The following is a 19,940-nucleotide window of genomic DNA, read 5'->3' on the forward strand; positions in this document are numbered from 1 at the left end:
GAATAAGGTGTTAAAGTTAAAACCAAGAGCAGATAATAAGACAAAACCCAAGTATACTACTATGCAAAATGTGGCCTTTGTAGTAAAAGGGGCATGGAAATATGATAAATTTGTATTTATATATTTTGGGCTATACACTGTACTGTCTGCCATTGCTCCTTTTATTTCAATATTTTTCCCCCGGTTTATACTGCAGGAACTATTAAATGCAAAACGTCCTGAGATGTTGATAATTTTGCTTGCAGGTTTTTTCTCATGCGCTTCAATTACCGGTTTCTTGACAGCCTACCTAAGGAATGCATATTATCCACATATGGTGAAGGTAAGGTTTGAATACATACGCATGCACCAGCAGAAATGTATGACCACCGATTTTCAGAATACCGAGGACCCGCAGTTTCTAAACGATATGCAAACTGCTTTTCGCTGTCTGGATAACAACAATATCGGTATAGAAGGGGTACTGCACAAGTTATTCGGGTTTGCAGGAAATATATTGGCACTTCTGGGTTATATAACTATTGTAGCGACCTTGAATATTTTTGTGCTTATGTATCTCATTGCAAATGTCATCATATCTTATTACCTGACTTTTTTGGCCAGAAAATTCGAGCACAGCAAAAAGGACGAGATATCCGAAAACGACAGGCGTTCACAATATTTGTATAATATTATGTACGACTTCGCTTATGGAAAAGAGCTACGGATTTTAGGGATCCGCGACTGGATTGCCGAACTATTCAAACTATACAAGGAAAGACGCCTCAAAATTCACAGAGAGATTAGATTAAAGTATTTCAAGGCGGGTATAGCAGATACGCTGCTGCTACTAATCCGGGAAGGCATTATTTATGCATATTTAATCTCCTTGGTAATAGCCGGAAAGCTGTCAATCCCCGATTTTACCATGTACTTTACTACTATAGCCCAGTTTGCCAGCTGGTTTACAAACGTCATCAATGACATAGCTCATATTAGAGCCCAGAATTTATATATATGTGACTTCAGAAGTTTCATAGAAAAACAAGATATTATGGCCAGTGATGATACTGTTCCTTTACCCGAGGGACCATACGAGTTTGAGTTTCGCAATGTTTCGTTTAAATACCCCAATAGTAATACCTACATCTTTAAAGATTTAAGTATAAGAATACCGGCGGGGCAAAAGCTGGCCATTGTTGGGCATAACGGAGCAGGTAAAACCACCTTTGTCAAACTGTTATGCCGGCTATATGATGTCACTGAGGGTGAAATATTATTGAATGGCATAAATATTAAACGATTTAACAGAGAAGAGTATTACAAATTGTTCTCGGTGGTTTTTCAGGATATAAAGCCGCTTGCCTTTTCGGTTGCCGAAAATGTGGCAGTATGTGAAAAGAAGAACATTGATCATGAAAAGCTGAAAAGCGCTCTTGAACAGGCGGGAATTTGGAATAAAATATGCAGCCTTAAAAACGGGGTTGACACAAGCATGCTGAAAATACTGGACGATGACGGTGTAGAATTTTCCGGAGGAGAAAACCAGAAGATCGCAATAGCCCGAGCGCTGTATAAGGACGCTCCCATTGTGGTCCTGGATGAACCCACAGCCGCATTGGACGCGTTGGCAGAATACAGCATATATATGAGCTTCAATAGAATGGTTAAAAACAAGACTGCAATTTATATTTCCCATCGTTTGGCATCAACGCGTTTTTGCGACGCGATCGCTATGTTTGAAAATGGTAAGTTGGTTGAATACGGTACCCATGATGAATTGATAGCGCTTAACGGCAAATATGCTGATATGTTCACTGTACAGGCCAAGTATTACAGAGAGGAAGTGGCAGTATGAAAGCTCCAAACACCGGGCTTCTAAAAAAAGACCTATGGGTTGCATGGCGCTTTTTAAGTCTCACCCACTCCATATCCAGAAATTACATTCCTCTCGTTATATTCTCTTCCGCCTTTAAAGCAGCTGCGCCTTTTATAAACATTATTATGCCAAGATTCATACTGAACGAGCTCATGGGCAGCCAAAGGATAGAAGTGTTTATTCTGCTGGTGGGCATTGTAGTATTTGGCAATGGCGTATTTAATTTGATAAACCGTTTTTTCGATACCAAAATTGATATCGCCAACGTGGCCCTAGTAAACGGCTTTGAACTGCACTTGGGAAAACACATAATGAACCTGGACTTTGAAAAAATAGAAGACCCTGAGGTGCTGGACCAGAAGGAAAAAGCACTGTTTACCATAAACAATCAGGGGGCAATATGGCGAATGATAGGCAGCATAATAAATCTGGTTCAGACCTCAATGTCAATTGTAGGGCTTATCGCCATCGTTTCAACCTTAAATGCATTTTTACTTGTTATCATCCTATCCATTGTCCTCATTAATTCTTTCATATTCAAAAAATCTCAAGCAGTTCAATTCAAATTTTATCAGGAATTGATACCCATAAACCGCAGAATTGGATATTATATAAGTTTAACCAGCGACTTTTCTATAGCCAAGGATGTCAGGATTTACAGCATGTCACCCTACATTCTCAGAAAACAAGACGATTACATCGAAAAAATCTTTAATGGCTTTGGCAAGCTGTTTGGAATAAACGGAAAATACGAGGGGTTATCAAATATAAACCTGCAAATACAGATGATAGTTGTATATTCATATATGGTATGGCAGGTGTTTAAAAATGCCATAACCATAGGTGACTTTACCATGTATGTTTCAGCGGCAAGCAGTTTTTCTACCAATGTATCCGCCTTTTTAGCACAGTTTATCGAGTTCAGGCAGATGTGCAGGTATTTGGACTTGTATTTACAGTTTGAAGGTATACCGTCAAGAGTCAAAACCGGAACCAGAAAGATACAAAACATGGATAATATTACCGTTGAATTCAAAAATGTATGGTTTAAATATCCCCGTAGCAACGATTATGCCTTAAAAGATGTCTCAATCAAGATAGAAAATGGCCAAAAATTGGCCATTGTAGGGCAGAACGGAGCAGGCAAAACGACTTTTATCAAGCTGCTGTGCAGGCTGTATGAACCCGAAAGAGGAGAGATTCTGCTAAACGGCATTAATATTCAGGAGTTTGATTTTAACGAGTACATGAAGCTGCTCTCTGTGGTTTTTCAGGACTACAAGTTATTCTCTTTTACCATAAAAGAAAATCTGGTTTTCAATCAGCCTTGTGATGAGGAGGCGCTCATTGCAGCACTTAAAAAGGTGGGCATTTATGATAAAATTCAGAGCTTGGAATACGGCGTTGACACCTCTCTATACAAGAATTTTGATAAAAAAGGCGTAGAGCTATCAGGCGGAGAGATGCAAAAGCTGGCTATTGCTCGGGCTCTTTATAAAAATTCTCCAATAGTGATACTTGATGAGCCCACAGCAGCTCTAGACCCTTATGCCGAGTTTGAAATCTACTCAAAATTTAACGAGCTGGTAAAAAATAAAACCGCAATTTATATCTCCCACCGTTTATCCAGCTGTAAGTTTTGCGATAAAATTGCGGTTTTCGATAACGGCAGATTAGTGGAATATGGGACCCACGCTGAGCTAGAAAAAGCAGGAGGTATATACTCTACAATGTGGAAAGCCCAGGCGCAGTATTATGTATAGGTGTCACTCTTTCTGTAACTTCGTCCGGTGCTGAGAGGTTTAATAACATACAGCCAACTCAATATTCTAGCTCGCTTAAATCGCATAAGGTTAAGCCTTTTTGCAAGGTCAAGCCAATGGTCTATAGCAACGAAGTTTTCTGGACGCAAAACAGCTAGGTCGCTATTTAAAAGTGCCCTGACGGAATATGGATATGCTTTGTGCAGCCCCTCAACAACATATCTAGCTATTCCTAAGGTAAATGCGTAAGCAAGGAAGCTTTCCCAATCCTTAAGGGGTAATTTATAGGCCTCACGGCTAAGCCTCTTCAACTCCTTCTTAAACCTGATCCAGTTCTTATAATGCTGCTTACCAAAGGGTGTCCTTTTATAGGCCTTAAAAAAGGGCACCCTCTTATTAAACCCCCACCGCATAGCCTGCCTTAATACAAGTTTCTTCCATATTAAAAAACGGTTATGGAACTCTTTGCCAAATCCTCCGCCATAGGCAGCCTGCAGTATGGCCCCAGTTGAGACCTTTTTCCCGTCACCTATATCCTTAAAAAACCAATTTATCAGATACTCCTCATGAGACTTTAAACTGTCACGTTTAAAGTCCCTTAAAGTAAGAACATAACATCCCTCGCCTGATACCTCAATGTCAAGATAATTCCTCACCGCCAGATCTATAAGCGTTGCCACCATATCTGCAGGGACAATTTTCCTTCCGCGCAGCAGTGCTCCAAGCTCAGCGGGGGTATAATAGTCAGCCGGCAAACGTACAGGGCTTATCACTTCTTGCTTGGCATCTCCTGATTTCCCATACACATTCACCAGTTGTCTTGTCACAGCTCCATCCAATCCTGAAGCGCTTGTTCCAGCATAGGCCTGTCCCTTGAGAAAGGATAAAAAAGCAGATGACTTTGAGCAACGTTTTCCTACCCATGCCCATGCGCAAATCATTATGATTATAATCCCTGCTATGGCACCTCCTACAGCAACAAAACGCAGCTTCCGTTCCTTCTCCTCCTTACGCCTTAAAAGCTCCATCTCCTCTGCCTTCATGCTTTGTTCTTGCAAAATACTATTCAAACCATCATTATCGATGACCTTTCTACCTTGAGTCACTCCATCCTTTGGAAATACCAGAGTAACCTCTACGAATTCACCCGCGCTTAATCTCGTCACTGTTATACTAGCTGTACCATCCTCTAATACCTCACAGCCTCCTTCTAAAGCTCCGTATACAAATGGTTTCAAGCCATCGGGCTTTGTCCCTTCGGGCAAGGTTATATTCATATTAAATTTATGCACTTCTAGGCCGTATCCCTTTATAACTGGATTCCAGTAAAGCACAGCTGTATCTTTATAAAGCGACACCAGGTCATTGAGCCTGTACTTCAAAACAAAGGTGTGTTCACCACCGTCAGGGGGAAATATTAAAACATCCTCTATTTCGTCCGGTATATCGCCTGGCCGGGTTGCAAAAGCCCTGGTGATGCCTCCATCGGGTTTATCCACAAACTTATATGGCTCAAGCTTGGATTGGGTACTATCTTCTGTATCGGCAGATTTCACTGATAAGACTTCTAAGTTTTCCATGCTGGAGGAATTGGAAATATCGATATGCCTCACCACAGGACCCTGGTGGCCGTGCTTTACATCATAAGTTATGTATTCCTCCACATCCATAGAGCCATCCGGATTAATCACAGCCGAGATGTTCCACTCCTGCACAGAATACTTGGGCGATGAATCAGCATATACTGTAAATGCTACAAAAACACCAATTATTAAAAGCAACAGTGCAAATCCCCATTTTCTCACAACAACAACCCCCCGTCTGTATCTATTGTAACACGAAAGCCTTTAATATTTCTACACAAAAAAAGCAAAAAAGTCCCTAATGCTGCATAGCATATGATAAAATAATGTTAGAGCTTCCAGATAACAGGAGGTTACGCCTTATGAAAGTAATCCGATTTCCACACATTTTAATGCTGATCTTTTTTATTGCCCTCATACTATTGATTGTACATATTTCGTATACACCACCTCCTGCAAATGCCGTTAAACAGTTTCTGGACTACCTATTGGCTCGCGATGAAAGGCTTTATGGCTTGCTGGACAGGCACGTAGACAAAAGCCATCCTTTTATAAACTTGGCATTGGAGCTAATTCCCTTTAAACAGTACAAAATAGCAGAATGCAAACCTATAGAAAACAATGCTTACAGAGTAAGGGCATTGCTGTATATGAAAGAGGGCTATATAAGCGTTCCATTCATGGTGGCGAAAACTTACAATAAATGGTACATACAATACCTGCCCAGCGTGAGCCATTTCTCAGCTGCAATACCTGTTAAAGTAAACGGTTCAACCCGACATCCGTCGGAAGTTGCACTATACATAGCTCAGGATCAACTTCTTTGCACCAATCCATTGCCATCCGAAAAGATTAAAGACTTTACCCCCTCCGAGATAACACTGGTGGAAAACCAGATTGTATATATAAATCCGCTTAAGTCCGTGAAACTTTCAAAAGTCTTAGCAGCATCTCGCTCAGGCCGGTATATTGAAGATTCGCTCCTTGGCAGGCTCCCAATAACCGACAACCTTTTTGTGTACTCCATCAAAGAAAGCTCGGTCATCTATCAGGGTATGATGTCAGGCCTGGTGGGGTGTACTGATTCAACGCTGTTTTGCGATAACGATGGTAAAGGCCGTACCATCATCATACAGGACCAGCTTTTGCCAAGGGACGGGGTGCGGGTACTCATAAAAAACAAAAAGGACAACGACATACTTCACAGCCAGGTCAGCATCACATGCGATACAGACTTTACTGCTCAGACGTTGATACAGCCCATCTCCCGTACATTTATGGCAAACGAAGTAATAACTCTTAAACCCGATGCCAACGGCATAGCCCTGTATGTAAATGGGCAAAAGGTGGCTTCCTCACCCCACAGGTGGTACATACGCCCTGTGGAAGGCGGAAGGCTCAGCATACTGGATCGCAATGGGAGTTCAAGTAAAACATCAGGCAGCATGCCCTATAGAGGAACTATAGAGATAGCCTTAAACGGTGATGATGACCATGGTCTTATAGTGGTAAACGAGCTTGACCTGGAGGAGTACCTGTACACCGTGGTGCCCAGCGAAATGCCCGTAAAATTTGGGCTTGAGGCTTTAAAAGTACAGGCCATAGCCGCCAGGTCATATGCCATACGATGCTTCAAATCCGAGGGCTACGCAGCTTTTGGAGCCCATGTGGATGACAGCACCGCCAGCCAGGTGTACAACTCCATAGCCGAACAACCTATTGCCGTTCAAGCGGTGAATGAAACACGGGGGCTGGTAGGCTTCTTTGGTGACCAGGTGATAGACGCACGCTTCTTCTCGACCTCCTGCGGATACACCGCCAACTTTCACGAGGTGTGGAGCGATAAGAACAACAAATTTCCCTCGCATGAGGTCCCCTATTTGATAGCTAAGCCCCAGTTCCCCAGCAACGTCCCTGACCTCCACAACGAAGAGAACTTCAGAGCATTCATAGACCAAAAGGATTTAGACGGTTACGACCGCTTTTCGCCGTTTTTCCGCTGGAGCGTCACCATGACCCGCCAGCAGCTTGAAGCCAGCATTCAGCACAATCTACCGCTCATACAGCGCTCGCAGCCCGCATTCGTCCTCACAAGAAAGGGTGAGAACGAATTTATACAGCAGGAGATACCGCAGGATATCGGAGAGCTGCAGAACCTGGTTGTGACACGGCGCGGCCAGGGCGGAAACATGATGGAACTCGAAATAACCACCACCCATGGAGTATTTAAAGTCATAAAAGAATACAATATACGAAAGGTGCTCCAGCCAGTTAACTATCTTGACATCAAGCACCCCATAAAGCTATACTGCCAAGATGGGTCGGTAAGGGATAACTTCCCTATACTGCCCAGCGCTTTCGCCTATATCAACATACTGAGAAATTCTGAAGGGGCAATCGAAGAGGTAACCATCTCGGGAGGCGGTTACGGTCACGGCGTTGGCATGAGTCAGTACGGCGCCTACGGTCTATCACTGCTGGGTTATTCATATGAGCAGATCTTCCAGCACTTTTACCCCGGCTGCCAGATTAGGAACATATACGAAAACAACCCTTCATTTAACCAATAGAAAACTTGCCAAAATGCATCTCATTAAAAATGCAAGCAGGGAGATGACCTCCATGAAAGGCAATATAAATATATCCCTTCCCAAAGAAGTGGAAATAATACTAAACCGAATTATGGAAGAGGGTGGGCAGGCGTACGTTGTAGGCGGTGCCGTCCGCGATGTCCTCCTGGGCAGGCCCGTAAAAGACTGGGACATCGCCACGTCCTTTCACCCCGATGATATCGAGAGGATATTCTCGTTTGCTCGCACCATTCCCACCGGCAAAAAATACGGCACAGTAACAGTCGTGATAAACGATATGCCCGTTGAGGTCACCACCTTCAGGGGGGAGGGGCGATACAGCGATTTTCGCCACCCTTCTAAGATAACGTTTCTGTCGGATATCATAGAAGACCTGTCACGGCGGGATTTCACCATAAACGCCATGGCCTACAATCCATATCTTAATGAGCCCTTGATAGACCCCTTCGATGGGTACAGCGACCTATCGCGAAAACTAATAAGAACGGTAGGCAAGCCAGAGCATCGCTTTGAGGAAGACCCGCTGCGCATAATGCGAGGAATAAGGTTTTGCGCCGAACTGGGCTTTAGGCTGGAGGAGAACACCTTTAAGGCAGCCTGTACCCATCATCGCCTGCTCTCCAAGATCTCCCCCGAGAGAATCCGGGACGAGCTCAACAAAATAATGGCTGCTTCTAACCCGTTTGAGTCTCTCATGCTGCTTTATGAAACCGGTATCTTTGAGGTAATACTTCCGGAACTTTATCAGCACTTGTCAAATACAGGACAGCTGGCATTCAAAGCCATAAAACTGTGCAGGCCTGATACCGTCTTACGTCTTGCAGCGCTGTACTGCTGCATTATGGTCCAACCGGTCAGTCCACTGCATCAAACGGCAAATGGTAGCGATTTTGAGCAATCCGCGCACCGGCTGGCCGATAAAGCCGAACTGGTAGAACGTTCGCTGAAGCGACTGCGCTACGACAACAAAACTGTACACAGAGTGATGCAGCTTACATCCAGCTTTCCTGTGGAGTTCAGTAGCGACAAGGCCGAAGCGGCCTATCAGATAAGGAAGCTAATGGGCAACCTTGGTATAGAAGACACCTTCCACCTTTTGGAGCTTAAGCGCGCATACCTTTTGACTGCAGGACAAAAAGGAGAGTCAGAAAAGATGGCGGCTCTTACATCAATGGCCCATGAGATTTTAGCAAGGGGAGATGCTTTAAAACTTTCGCAACTTGCCATCAACGGCCATGACGTAATGGCATCAGGAATAGGCATCAATAACCCACAAGACATCGGCAAAGCCCTAAGACAAGCCCACGAATGGGTGTTAATGCATCCCGAGTGGAATGATAAAGAACTTCTACTGTCTAAGCTCAAAGCATTGTATAAACAGGATAAGGAGAAATAAATCTGTTCCTTATTTTTTGACCAGAAAAAACATCACCAAGATTACAATAAATCCTATCATCCCCAACAATGGATAGACAAAAGTCACCATGCGTGAAAAGCCTATCAAAGACAGCACAGCACAGACTATAATAGTAACAAACAAAGCCATGCGCATAGGCAATTTAAAAATATCGCTTGCTGCACATGCCACCGAAAACACGTTGGACACAAGTGTAGTAATTATAGCTCCCCACATCACAATCGCAAAGGCTGCGCCAAAGAAATAGCCCATCCGCCGTACTATGTAAAGCATGGGAATTTCAAATTCATAAACTTCAGGGATACATCTCATCAAAGAATAGTTGCCCATAAGAAGCATCGTCCCTAATATAATGCCTCCCAAAACGCCCCCTACCTTCAAAACCCGCAAATCCTTCACCTTACAACCAACAGAGGTTAGAACCCCCATTGCCAACACAATATTGAATGAGGCATAAGACACTCCCGTTTTAATTATATCAAAAAGCGTTACATCAAATACCGGCATAACCTCAAAGGTACTATCGCCTGCCATTAGGCTGTATATAAACACAAGGACATTAAAAGTCAGTATACCCGGAACAATCCATGCATTTATCGCAAAAATACCCTTTAAACCAAATGCCGCAAACACTCCCACTATGACAGCCGTTACGGACATTCCCATATAAACAGGCAGGCGGATATACTCCGCAAGCAAGGCGCCCGCCCCAGCCAGCATGGCAGCAGCCACCATGACAATCGCCAATAACAAATAGGCATTAACAAGAGGTGACAAGCTCCCAAAAACCAACCTAATAGCATCCCGAAATGACCCGGCACTCAGCTCAAAACCCACCCTTAAAACCCTTATCCCCACACATACAAATAAAAAAGCTACCAGCATGATAGAAAAAACTGAATACTTACCGTACACCGTAAAAAACCGCAATATTTCTTGGCCTGATGCAAATCCTGCCCCTATAACGGTACCCACGTATGCAAAAGCAATTTTTATGCTTAAGACGATATTCCTTTTCAATCGCTCAACTCCACCTTCCAAAGATTTACTCAACTAAGTTTTCTAGTAAGTATAAATATTCGGAAGGCAGAGCCACTATGCTTCAGTTTGGTTTCATGCATTCTCAGTTCCATTATTTAATAGATGTGCCAAAGTGCCGAACGGGCTAAAATATATTTCGATTTTAAGAACATCGCCAACACGACACCCAGGCGGCAGAAATTTAACCGGTATAACAATTTCATCCCCACTCTCAAACGCCACCACCGCTTGATGACCTTCAAGGCGTTTTACCACCACATCCCACTGCACTGAAATCCTCCTCTCCCTCACCAACATTTATAATACCATATCTATGTCCCGTTTTAAAAGAGAGCCTTATCCAAAAAATTCATAACGCATTTACAATTTGTTCACACTTTGTTCATACTTTCTTACTATAATATGCCATGCATTGGCCAATGTTACATAAATATCTCGAAGGGAGGGAAACATGTTGAAGAAGTGGGCAGCAATTTTACTAACGGCCTTGTTTTTAATCACAGCAGTGGTATTCACAGGCTGCCAGAGCAAATCCACAAATACGCAAGAAGGTACAAGCCAGCAAACTACTACAACTGAAGAAAGCTCTGACAAAGAGTCTAAAGAAACCCCAACTGAAAAAAGTGGAGGAACACAAGATACTAACCAGAAATCCTCTAGTAGCAGTAACACGACCAACACCACTAATAAAGCCACAAACAATTAACAGCCTAGAACCAAAGCAACCAACGTACCCCTTCATAGTGGTCAATATAAATACAAAGGAAGGCTGCTGAAGGTTACTTCAGCAGCCTTTTTCATTGCAAGTAAGGCTTTACTTTATTGTACTCGTTTTCCAGCAGCGCAAAGCTGATACGCCTTAAGGCATTCGACACGCTCGAATATGAAACACCATAACGATATGCCAGCTCCACCTTATCCACAGCCAAACCAGAGGTCAAACAGTAATACAGCTCAAGCGCCGCAGCCCATACCTCAGGCTTTCTTATCCTGGGCAAACCGTAAGGCGACATGGCCGCTACAAAGCCGCTCCATATCTCCCGAATTTGAGCCTCGAAACCCTCTTCATAACGATTCTTCATCATTTCAACTGCTCTATTCACCACATTATAAAAAACCTCAGGCAGGTCATCAGGCAGGTTCTTAGCCCCTACGTCTATCTTGATCTGTACTATGTTGTCATCCAAATAAGCTATATAAGGTTCAGAAGCTCCCATTTGCTTGAGCAACATCACCGCTTCCCTTTTGAGGTCATCGCTTACACTTTTGCGCAGTATAAATTCTCTCAGGAAGCTTTCAGCCTTTCCATCTTTAAACGAGGCAATAACGTTCAAAATGGCCCTTTTTATTGAAGGGTCATTGAGCTCCAATCCCCACTGCAATAAAGCCAACAATTCATCACTGCTATTCCATCTCTTTTTCAGGTCTTTATGTGGAAGTTTGAGCAGATCATTGATCTTCTTTATACGGTATATAATTTCCTCATAAGGAACCTGAAAATGGTAGGATATTTCGCCGAACTCACGTTCATTTGCCATTACGGCTCGCGCCAGCCTCTTATAAAAACTGCTTATGGTATTGTTAGGTGCTATCTTATCAATCTTACTCCAATACTTAAGAGCTTCCTTGTACCTTTGTGTATTAAAATAGGATACCGCAATATAATGCAACACCTTTATGTCGTACGGCTTATATTGGAGTAGCCGTTTGAGCAATTTATTGGCTTCTTTGTGCCTTTTGAGCTCACACAGCGTCACAGCAATCTTATGAATTTCCTCTGGGTCATTGGTCTCCATGCTCAACACGGCCTGTAGGTGTTTTTCGCTTTCCTCCTCCAATCCCTTTTCTCGATAAAAAATAGCTATATTGCAGTTGGCATGAACGTTTTGGGGTTGGTCCTTTAACACTTCCTGGCACACATGGATAGCATCATCCAGCCGACCGACACAAAAATAAGCTAGAGCAAGGTTGTTCCTGGCAAATATCAAAGAAGGATCTTTTTTTACCACGCTTTCCAAACAGCGAATAGCCCTATTATAATCACCCATATCCAAAAAATCCTTGCCTTTATTAGCCAGCTTATACAGTTTCTCTCTTCCAGGGTTCAGTATGACCTCCACGTCATTATCGAAGTATATTTCGTGGCTCTGAAGTATATCCAACAAATCCTGGGCATCCTCTGAATATATGCCATCCGGATCCAGTTGCAGGTATTTCTCGAAGCACTCCTTTGCCCTTTCATATTCTTGCAAGCCCAAAAAATTGCAACCCAGGCAAAAATAGCAATCTGCCTTACCATCGTCCTTTTGAAGTATATACAGCAATATTTGATTGGATTCCTCGTAGTAACCCATCTCGGTAAACACTTGGGCCAAGTCCAGCCTGTACTCCAAATTTTCAGGGTCCTTTTCCACAGCTTTGCGGTAAAAGCTTAGAGCATCTATATAATTATTGTTTTCAACGTATTTTTTGGCTTTCTTATAATAAAACTGCCCATTTTGTTCAAAGGGAATAACCTTCCTTTGAGTTTTTGCAGACAATCCTCCCGCCATATTCCACTCCCTAACTTAACATTGATCTATGAGAATATTATAGCATATAATACCCAAAAGCTCTATAAAGTCAACTAACCATTTATAGCGATATTGGCGATTAACGCTTTGTCAATCAAGGTTTTCTTGGCTTTTTCTCTTCTGCTCTAAAAGCTCTTTAAGTTCCTCCTCTTCAAATATGTATTTTTTATTGCAATAGTGACATACCACCTCAGCCCGCCTATCTTTCTCAATAATATCCATTAGCTCTTTTTCTTCCATGCCCATCAAGACACCTTTGAGGCGCTCTCTACTGCAGTCACATTTAAATTGCACGTCATGCACCGCATTTACTCTCATACCATACTGCCCTATGATATTTCCTAAGACTTCCTCAGGGGTTTTGCCCTCATCAAACTGGCGGGAAATAGAAGGACTGCTGCTAATTTTCTGTTCAATTGCAGAGATAATATCCTCTGGCGCCCCAGGCAATGCCTGTATTATAAACCCTCCTGCAGCTTTTACAGTACAATCAGGGTTTACAAGCACTCCCAACGCTACAGCTGAAGGCTGCTGTTCAGAAACCGTCAAATAGTAAGCCACGTCTTCTGCTATCTCGCCCGACATCAGGTTGGCCTGCCCTATATATGGCTCTTTTAATCCCAGATCTTTTATCACCGTTATTCTGCCGTTCCTGCCTACAGCAGTTGCCACATCCAGCTTATTGTGAACATTAAGCGGCAGTTCAAGCTTGGGATTTGCGACATAGCCCTTTACGTAACCGTTCGAAGTTGCCACCACCACAACGCTGCCCAGAGGGCCATCACCCTTTATGATGAGCGAAAGGGTGTCCTTTTTGCCTTTCATGTCAATCCCCAACATGACAGCGGCCGTCATAGCACGCCCCAACGCAGCGCTGGCCACAGGAGACAGGCCGTGAAGCCTTTGTGCCTCCTGTACCAAATCGGTAGTCCTGGCAGCAAAACCACGAATAAATCCGTCAGCAGCTGTAACTCTTATTACATAATCCTTCATATAATCCTACTTCCTCCTATGTATTCACTTTTCAAAACACCCTCAGCTTATGAGACAATTTTCCCCTTTTTAGCCGCAAAAAAGATTCGCTCTGCCTTCTTTTTGGGAGGCTTTAGTGTAAAAGGCTGATACACCCCTACATCTTCAAAACCATTTTTCTCAAGGTGCTCCACAATCTCTTCTGTACGATAAGCACGTTGCCAGTGGATTTCGTCAAATCTCCTGTAATATTCCCCTTCCTTGACAAAAAAAGACAGCTCCATCTCACAAAGCTGTGAGCGCTTATCGAAATAGTTCTGCCATATATAGCTTATATCTTCATCAGTCCTTACAAAGGTATTATTCCCCAGTATTGAAGAGAGTTTGTAATAGGAGCTGATGTCAAATACAAAAATTCCTCCTGCCTTTAAGTACCTGTATACTCCCTTAAACACCAGGTCCAGTTCTTCCTCGGAGGGAATATAATTGATGCCGTCACAGATACAGGTCATGGCATCCACAGGGCGGTGAAGACTGATATAACGCATATCTTGAAATATAAAAGGAATATCCATTCCCCTACTGCGTGCCTTCTCCCGCGCAACAAACAGCATATCTTCCGACCGATCAATACCTATGACATCATAACCCCTTTCCTTCAAAATAATTGTAATATTACCTGTGCCACACGCCAAATCCACTATTTGCCGTGGTCTTACCCTGTAATGCCTAAATAACAGCTCAATATAATCCACCCACTTATGATAATTCACATCCTGCATCAACGCATCGTAAATATAAGCAAAATTATTGTAAATACCCATCTACCCCTTTTAAAGTAGCGTACGCTCTCAAAAAGTCTGAGAACTTCATTTTTGCTTGTTTACAGATTCAGTCTAGGGACTTTACACCCAAATTCTTCTGGAAAGCTGTCCTCCAAATCAATCTTTGTGCTTACGTGACCTGGCTACTTTTCGATAATATTCATGCTATTTATACTTTTATCATAACAAACAAAAATTTGGATTACTTGCTACAGTTCTTTCACACAACAATTACTGGATGATCTTGTTACTCTTGGCCGCCATTCTGACTGCCATTATCCGTTATTTCAGCATTTACCGGCCTGTCCATATACTTGTAAAATACCCAGTTGGCCAATGAAACGCCTATAAGCATGGGGAAAGTTAATCCTACAAAAAATACGGGAAAAATATACCAAACACTGGCTATAAACAAAGCTACCATCAGCACAAAGACCATAAAAGTATGGGGAAGCTTTGCCAAGGTAAAAAGCAGTGCATTTTTGAATATCTGCCTTATTTTCAATTTATAAGTGACCAACATTGGGAAAATATATATATTCATCATGGCGTAAATAAGCCCAATCATCAACATAAAGTAATACAACATGAGGAACAAGATATTCTGTGAGGCCATTGCGTGGTAAAATGTCAGATTAATATAGAATATCATAAGCGCAAGGCCATTGATGAACATGACAATTAAGCTTTCCTTCCAGTTCATCTTCCACGCATCTTTAAAATCGCTGAAAACCCACGCGTGGTCATCCCTCGCCCAGTTCCTGAGCACATAGGTAGCGCCTGCTGTAGCCGGCCCTACAAAAAGCAGACAAGGAATGAGTACCAGGAAATAAAAAATATTTATAGGCTCTCCCGTCTGTGCAGTAACCTGCAGCTGAATATACGTCCATATAAACGTCGGAAGCCAGAAAATCGAGTAAAGCAAATTCAGCTTTATGAGATTCCAGAACCGCACCTGCAACACGGTAAAAAACAGCTTTATTGGCTTTTCCCTTAGGTTTTCATATTTCAAATCCGGTTTATTGGGATTACCGTAATACATCCTTTCAAAAAAGCCACCAAACATATCAACAATCCCTTCTATTTTAGTCTTACTTAATTTAAACTCTCCTCTATTTAATTCTAACAATAAATGTTTTCTTCTTCAACATAATAATTTTACTACTGAGGCTAATACATTACTATTGAATTCTTCACCAGAATTCCTGTACTTCAATTTAACACACAACTCCAAATCCCTTTATTATATCGCAGTAGGCCTGCAATCCGTACAACAGCACTTCTTCATCAAAGTTAAACCTGCTGCTATGCAGAGGAAAGGTAAAGCCCTTACTTTCATTCCTGCAACCAAGGAACAAGTATACCCCCGGCACTTTTTGCTGGTAATATGAAAAATCTTCGGCTATCATCAAAGGCTGTACATCCTGGAGCACATCGGGGGGCAAGCATTTTTTCACCTGGCTTACTAGGTTAGCATCGTTATTTACCACAGGGTAGTACACATCTTCACGGTACTGTGCCTTTACCCGGTGAGAGAGCTCAAGGCCATTTAACAAACCCTGTATGTTTTGCTTTATACGCTCATAAACTTTATCATCAAATGTACGTATTATACCTTCTATGTTCGCCAAACCCGCAACAATATTCCTCTCCTCTCCTGCCTTAAGCTTTCCTATGGTCAAGAGGACTTTTTCATCTGAAGCAACCCACCTGCTCAAAAGTCCATGCACAGCGTTTACAAAATAACAGGCCGCCAAAAGTGCGTCAACCCCGAGGTGTGGCATGGCTCCATGGACGCTTTTGCCGACAATTTCTACCGTAAACTCACATGTCTGAGCCATCACCGGTCCAGCCTTAAGCCCTATCTTGCCCTGAGGAATATCAGGCAACAGGTGAAAACCGAAAATAGCATCCACCTTTGGGCTTTCCAGCACCCCTTCCTTGATCATGGGCAATGCCCCTCCCACGGTTTCCTCAGCTGGCTGAAAGATGAGAACCACATTGCCTTTCAACTCCTCTTTGTGCAAACTCAGCCATTCCGCAAGCCCGAGTAAAATGGCCATATGTCCATCATGGCCACAGGCATGCATTCTCCCGCAGTTAACTGAAGCGAACTCGACACCCGTCTCCTCATGAAGCGGCAGGGCATCCATATCTGCCCTAAAAGCCAGGGTCATGCCTCCATCATTGCCCTTCATGACGGCTTTTATGCCGCTGCCGGCTACTATCCTTATCTCGTCAAAGTCACAATTTTTAAGGCAGGATAAAATATAATCCCGGGTGGATGATACATCAAACCCGGTCTCAGGATACTTATGCAAATGCCTCCGGTGCTGAGTCAACCTGTCTTTAAGCTGGTAAACTTCTGCATCTACATGCATTTTCAGCATTCCTCCACAAAAAGCTTTTAATTTAAGACAATCCCTCTCCATCTTTATGATGAAGAGGGATTGCAAATTGTCTGGGGTTTCGCTGATTTATTCATGAAAATTGTCCTAATGCAGCCTTTTATCCCTATTTACGGGCCATTTTGAGTATGTTGAGCACGTCTTCCCTGCCCAGTTTCTTGAAGTTGCCTATCTGCTTTGTGCCCTTGTTGGTGCACTTATCGGCCATTTCCTCCAGCCTGTCATCGGGTATACCCAGCTCCTCCAGCGTCACAGGCAGGCCAATCCTCTTGAAAAACTGGGTAAGTCGGTATATCCCTTCCAGAGCCGTCCTCTCGGGATTGGCAAAATCCATCTCTACATCCCACACCCTGGTGGCAAACTGCACAAACCTGTCCACGTTCTCTTTATACACGTACTTCATCCAAGCAGGAAATACCACCGCCAGCCCGGCTCCATGGGGCACATCGTATATCCCGCTCAGCTCATGCTCTATTGCATGGGACGCCCAATCGCCAATCCTGCCTGTGCTCAAGAGGTCGTTGTGTGCGATGGTGCTTGCCCACATTATCTCTGCCCTGGCCTGGTAATTCTCCGGTTCCTCGAGAACGATAGGCACGTTCTTAATGATGGTCTTGAGAGTAGCCTCGCACAGCCTATCGGTGAAATCAACATCTCTTTGATGGGTAAAATACCGCTCCATCACATGGGCCATGATGTCGGCAGCGCCGCAGGCCGTTTGATAGGGCGGAAGCGTAAAGGTAATCTCGGGATTCATTATGGCAAACTTGGGACGTATTATCTCAACATTTAATCCCCGCTTGTACCACCCATCCTCATTGGTAATTACCGAGCTCTTGCTGGCCTCGCTGCCTGCCGCCGGAATGGTAAGTACCACGCCAACCGGAAGGGCCTTTTGTGGCACTGCCTTCCCGCTGTAAAAATCCCACACGTCGCCTTCATAGGGCACTCCAACGGCGATGGCCTTGGCTGAATCGATGACGCTGCCGCCTCCCACAGCCAAGATAAAGTCAATGTTATGCTTTCTGCAAAGCTCGATGCCCTGCTTCACCAGGCTAAGGCGAGGATTGGGCTGTACTCCACCCAGCTCAATGAATTCCACACCTGCATTCTTGAGTGACTCTACCACCTTGTCATAGAGCCCTATGCGTTTGATAGTTCCCCCGCCATAGTGCAAAAGAACTTTCTTACTATAAACCTTAGTCTCTTCTCCTACCTGATTTTCTACATCCCTACCAAATATGACCTTAGTAGGGCTTAAGAATGTAAAATTTTCCATTATATAACCCCTCCATCTATTCCTAATTTTATCCCTAGATTAAATTATTAAACATGTAACCCATATCTTAGTAAATGTGAAGATTTGACAAAAATCTCAGTCAAACTACCACCATTTTCAGGCGAGGCGGCTCACACATCCTCATACAGTTGACTATCCACTCACCAATAATTAGATTCCTCTCCCCCTCAAAAAAAGAGATTATATCTCTTGCCGGGTTATGAAAAAGACACACATAAAAGTTTAAATTTTAAGTTAAGTTTATCCTAGCATACATCTATGGAAAAATCAAGAAGCAATGAATTATGACAACCAAAATTGCAAAAACTTAAACCACAACAAAATAGCAGTAGCTTTGCTACTGCTATCATTCTTTTTCATATTTTGATTTAAACCTTTCACGCTCATATATTTTTTCATTTTTGTACGCTTCTTCATATTTCTTTACTTTTTTACTTTCATTCAACGCTTTAATATCTCCAGCATCCAATTTTTCATACGCATATGGATTATCTATAAACAAATCACCGTTTTCTTGTGTGAGCATACAAAATATATAAACATCACCAACAGATAAAAATGCACCTTTCTTGTCTAGCGTCTCATAAAAAACTAACTTGTTATCCACATACCCTCCAGCCTTTTTAACAATTATATCATCTGCTAAATTGTATGTATTAAATCCAATTTTTCCAGACGAATATGTTACAGCAGTTACAGATGATACTTCATAGTAATCATAAAGTTCGACATCTTGAACAGTAAATATTGTATCTTTACGAATGCTCACAACACCCATACTATTCCATATACTAACAGCATTGTTCCACTGTGCAGAATATTTTGTGCTTCCCCCCAATCACAATGTAACCCACTATCTACCAAATCCCATCCTAGATAATACGGACTGCTTGTATTTGGTGCAGCAAACACTTCTTCTGGCAGCAATGCTGTGAGCAATATGACGCACATTAACATGCCTACTACTTTAGCAACCCTCATTTTTAGATCCACTCCCATTTTTCCTTTGGTAGTTTTATCTATTTAACATTATATTTATACTTAATTTTCTTGTCAATCCCTATTATGTTAATTATACCCTTTTTTTACATATATATACAAAAAGATTTAAAAGGGCATATTTTCGTGGTATAATCGTACTGAGCCATAGTGGAGTCTTGCCGAGATTTCTGTTTGGAGTGTTACCTCAATTTAACAATGAACCTTATCACAACTCATCAGGGCCGAAAATACCAAAAAACGTTTGACATTTATGGATTTAAATGATATGATTTAAAAAAACGAATATATGCGAAGCAGTTTAGAGGCGCACCTTTCAAGAGTAAGCAGCTGGAGAATGCGGGGTTCGATGAAAGCTGGCGAAAGGGGAAGGTGCCGAAGGATGTGGTATGTTCCCGTCATCCACCTCCTGGGCCCTGGGTTAAGAGCCCTGGGACTGTCATCATTGGGGACCAATGATGGAGCGCTAACTGCTTTCGAATCGCAAGCGTTTTGCAGGGTTTAACTCATCTGCAAAAAGGCTGTAATTGTGATACGAAAGCGGCTGGTCATCCATCAGCCGCTTTATTCGTGATTATCTATAGAATTTAATGAGACACCATAACCTGCGA

The 19,940-nt window shown here is 42.8% G+C and carries 16 protein-coding genes and 1 riboswitch; of the genes, 5 read left to right on the plus strand and 11 right to left on the minus strand.

Annotated elements, in window-relative coordinates; genetic code table 11:
• The first annotated feature begins 7 nt into the window (after window positions 1-7).
• The gene (locus tag JOD02_RS04600; RefSeq protein WP_341534530.1) at window positions 8-1,837 is read left to right on the plus strand and encodes an ABC transporter ATP-binding protein; all 1,830 of its coding nucleotides are present in this window, start codon (window positions 8-10) and stop codon (window positions 1,835-1,837) included.
• On the plus strand, window positions 1,834-3,621 hold the full coding sequence (locus JOD02_RS04605; protein WP_204487403.1) for an ABC transporter ATP-binding protein: 1,788 nt from the start codon (window positions 1,834-1,836) through the stop codon (window positions 3,619-3,621). Before JOD02_RS04600 ends, JOD02_RS04605 begins: the two co-directional genes overlap by 4 nt.
• On the opposite strand, the gene JOD02_RS04610 is transcribed toward JOD02_RS04605, so the two are convergent.
• Complete coding sequence (locus JOD02_RS04610) at window positions 3,612-5,426, minus strand: DUF2207 domain-containing protein (protein WP_204487404.1); 1,815 nt, start codon at window positions 5,424-5,426, stop codon at window positions 3,612-3,614. The two genes, JOD02_RS04605 and JOD02_RS04610, sit on opposite strands and share 10 nt — an antisense overlap.
• Before the next feature lie 140 nt (window positions 5,427-5,566).
• Here JOD02_RS04610 and JOD02_RS04615 point away from each other — a divergent pair, with 140 nt between their 5' ends.
• Entirely contained in the window at window positions 5,567-7,774 is a 2,208-nt protein-coding gene (locus JOD02_RS04615) for a SpoIID/LytB domain-containing protein (protein WP_204487406.1), read from the plus strand.
• A gap of 52 nt (window positions 7,775-7,826) precedes the next feature.
• Window positions 7,827-9,191 carry a CCA tRNA nucleotidyltransferase gene (locus JOD02_RS04620; protein ID WP_204487407.1) on the plus strand — a complete coding sequence of 455 codons (1,365 nt, stop codon included), beginning with the start codon at window positions 7,827-7,829 and terminating at the stop codon, window positions 9,189-9,191.
• Between the two features lie 9 nt (window positions 9,192-9,200).
• Here the strand turns inward: JOD02_RS04620 and JOD02_RS04625 are convergent, their stop codons facing one another.
• Both JOD02_RS04625 and JOD02_RS04630 read right to left on the minus strand, forming a co-directional pair.
• Entirely contained in the window at window positions 9,201-10,232 is a 1,032-nt protein-coding gene (locus JOD02_RS04625; protein ID WP_204487409.1) for a YkvI family membrane protein, read from the minus strand.
• A gap of 93 nt (window positions 10,233-10,325) precedes the next feature.
• Window positions 10,326-10,523, minus strand: coding sequence for a DUF3006 family protein (locus JOD02_RS04630; RefSeq protein ID WP_204487411.1), 198 nt, complete (start codon window positions 10,521-10,523; stop codon window positions 10,326-10,328).
• Between the two features lie 181 nt (window positions 10,524-10,704).
• On the opposite strand from JOD02_RS04630, the gene JOD02_RS04635 reads away from it, so the two are divergent.
• Entirely contained in the window at window positions 10,705-10,959 is a 255-nt protein-coding gene (locus JOD02_RS04635) for a hypothetical protein (protein WP_204487413.1), read from the plus strand.
• Between the two features lie 91 nt (window positions 10,960-11,050).
• Here JOD02_RS04635 and JOD02_RS04640 read toward each other — a convergent pair whose 3' ends face one another.
• The 8 genes from JOD02_RS04640 to JOD02_RS04675 all read right to left on the minus strand — a co-directional run bounded on the left by JOD02_RS04640 (window position 11,051) and on the right by JOD02_RS04675 (window position 19,311).
• Complete coding sequence (locus tag JOD02_RS04640) at window positions 11,051-12,805, minus strand: tetratricopeptide repeat protein (protein WP_204487415.1); 1,755 nt, start codon at window positions 12,803-12,805, stop codon at window positions 11,051-11,053.
• A 111-nt stretch (window positions 12,806-12,916) separates the two neighbouring features.
• Window positions 12,917-13,819 carry an Hsp33 family molecular chaperone HslO gene (gene hslO / locus JOD02_RS04645; RefSeq protein WP_204487417.1) on the minus strand — a complete coding sequence of 301 codons (903 nt, stop codon included), beginning with the start codon at window positions 13,817-13,819 and terminating at the stop codon, window positions 12,917-12,919.
• A 47-nt stretch (window positions 13,820-13,866) separates the two neighbouring features.
• Complete coding sequence (locus tag JOD02_RS04650) at window positions 13,867-14,622, minus strand: class I SAM-dependent DNA methyltransferase (protein ID WP_204487419.1); 756 nt, start codon at window positions 14,620-14,622, stop codon at window positions 13,867-13,869.
• 247 nt (window positions 14,623-14,869) lie between these two features.
• On the minus strand, window positions 14,870-15,688 hold the full coding sequence (locus tag JOD02_RS04655) for a YesL family protein (protein WP_204487421.1): 819 nt from the start codon (window positions 15,686-15,688) through the stop codon (window positions 14,870-14,872).
• Window positions 15,689-15,839: 151 nt separating this feature from the next.
• Window positions 15,840-17,003, minus strand: coding sequence for a M20 metallopeptidase family protein (locus JOD02_RS04660; RefSeq protein ID WP_204487422.1), 1,164 nt, complete (start codon window positions 17,001-17,003; stop codon window positions 15,840-15,842).
• Between the two features lie 133 nt (window positions 17,004-17,136).
• On the minus strand, window positions 17,137-18,309 hold the full coding sequence (locus JOD02_RS04665; protein ID WP_204487424.1) for an iron-containing alcohol dehydrogenase: 1,173 nt from the start codon (window positions 18,307-18,309) through the stop codon (window positions 17,137-17,139).
• A gap of 367 nt (window positions 18,310-18,676) precedes the next feature.
• Entirely contained in the window at window positions 18,677-19,099 is a 423-nt protein-coding gene (locus JOD02_RS04670) for a hypothetical protein (RefSeq protein ID WP_204487426.1), read from the minus strand.
• Window positions 19,096-19,311 (minus strand): hypothetical protein, encoded by a 216-nt coding sequence (locus JOD02_RS04675; protein WP_204487427.1) that lies wholly within the window; start codon window positions 19,309-19,311, stop codon window positions 19,096-19,098. Before JOD02_RS04675 ends, JOD02_RS04670 begins: the two co-directional genes overlap by 4 nt.
• 312 nt (window positions 19,312-19,623) lie before the next feature.
• Window positions 19,624-19,806, plus strand: a riboswitch (Lysine riboswitch).
• Window positions 19,807-19,940 lie beyond the last annotated feature (134 nt).

This window comes from Caldicoprobacter guelmensis (assembly GCF_016908415.1).
Classification (GTDB): Bacteria; Bacillota; Clostridia; order Caldicoprobacterales; family Caldicoprobacteraceae; genus Caldicoprobacter; species Caldicoprobacter guelmensis.

What these genes read in the sequence shown, in the direction of transcription:
- JOD02_RS04620 (WP_204487407.1), top strand. Translation starts at nt 7,827, where the DNA reads ATGAAAGGCAATATAAATATATCCCTTCCCAAAGAAGTGGAAATAATA.
- JOD02_RS04665 (WP_204487424.1), bottom strand. Translation starts at nt 18,309, where the DNA reads ATGGAAAATTTTACATTCTTAAGCCCTACTAAGGTCATATTTGGTAGG.
- JOD02_RS04605 (WP_204487403.1), top strand. Translation starts at nt 1,834, where the DNA reads ATGAAAGCTCCAAACACCGGGCTTCTAAAAAAAGACCTATGGGTTGCA.
- JOD02_RS04660 (WP_204487422.1), bottom strand. Translation starts at nt 17,003, where the DNA reads ATGCATGTAGATGCAGAAGTTTACCAGCTTAAAGACAGGTTGACTCAG.
- JOD02_RS04675 (WP_204487427.1), bottom strand. Translation starts at nt 19,311, where the DNA reads ATGAGGGTTGCTAAAGTAGTAGGCATGTTAATGTGCGTCATATTGCTC.
- hslO (WP_204487417.1), bottom strand. Translation starts at nt 13,819, where the DNA reads ATGAAGGATTATGTAATAAGAGTTACAGCTGCTGACGGATTTATTCGT.
- JOD02_RS04615 (WP_204487406.1), top strand. Translation starts at nt 5,567, where the DNA reads ATGAAAGTAATCCGATTTCCACACATTTTAATGCTGATCTTTTTTATT.
- JOD02_RS04655 (WP_204487421.1), bottom strand. Translation starts at nt 15,688, where the DNA reads ATGTTTGGTGGCTTTTTTGAAAGGATGTATTACGGTAATCCCAATAAA.
- JOD02_RS04650 (WP_204487419.1), bottom strand. Translation starts at nt 14,622, where the DNA reads ATGGGTATTTACAATAATTTTGCTTATATTTACGATGCGTTGATGCAG.
- JOD02_RS04640 (WP_204487415.1), bottom strand. Translation starts at nt 12,805, where the DNA reads ATGGCGGGAGGATTGTCTGCAAAAACTCAAAGGAAGGTTATTCCCTTT.
- JOD02_RS04635 (WP_204487413.1), top strand. Translation starts at nt 10,705, where the DNA reads ATGTTGAAGAAGTGGGCAGCAATTTTACTAACGGCCTTGTTTTTAATC.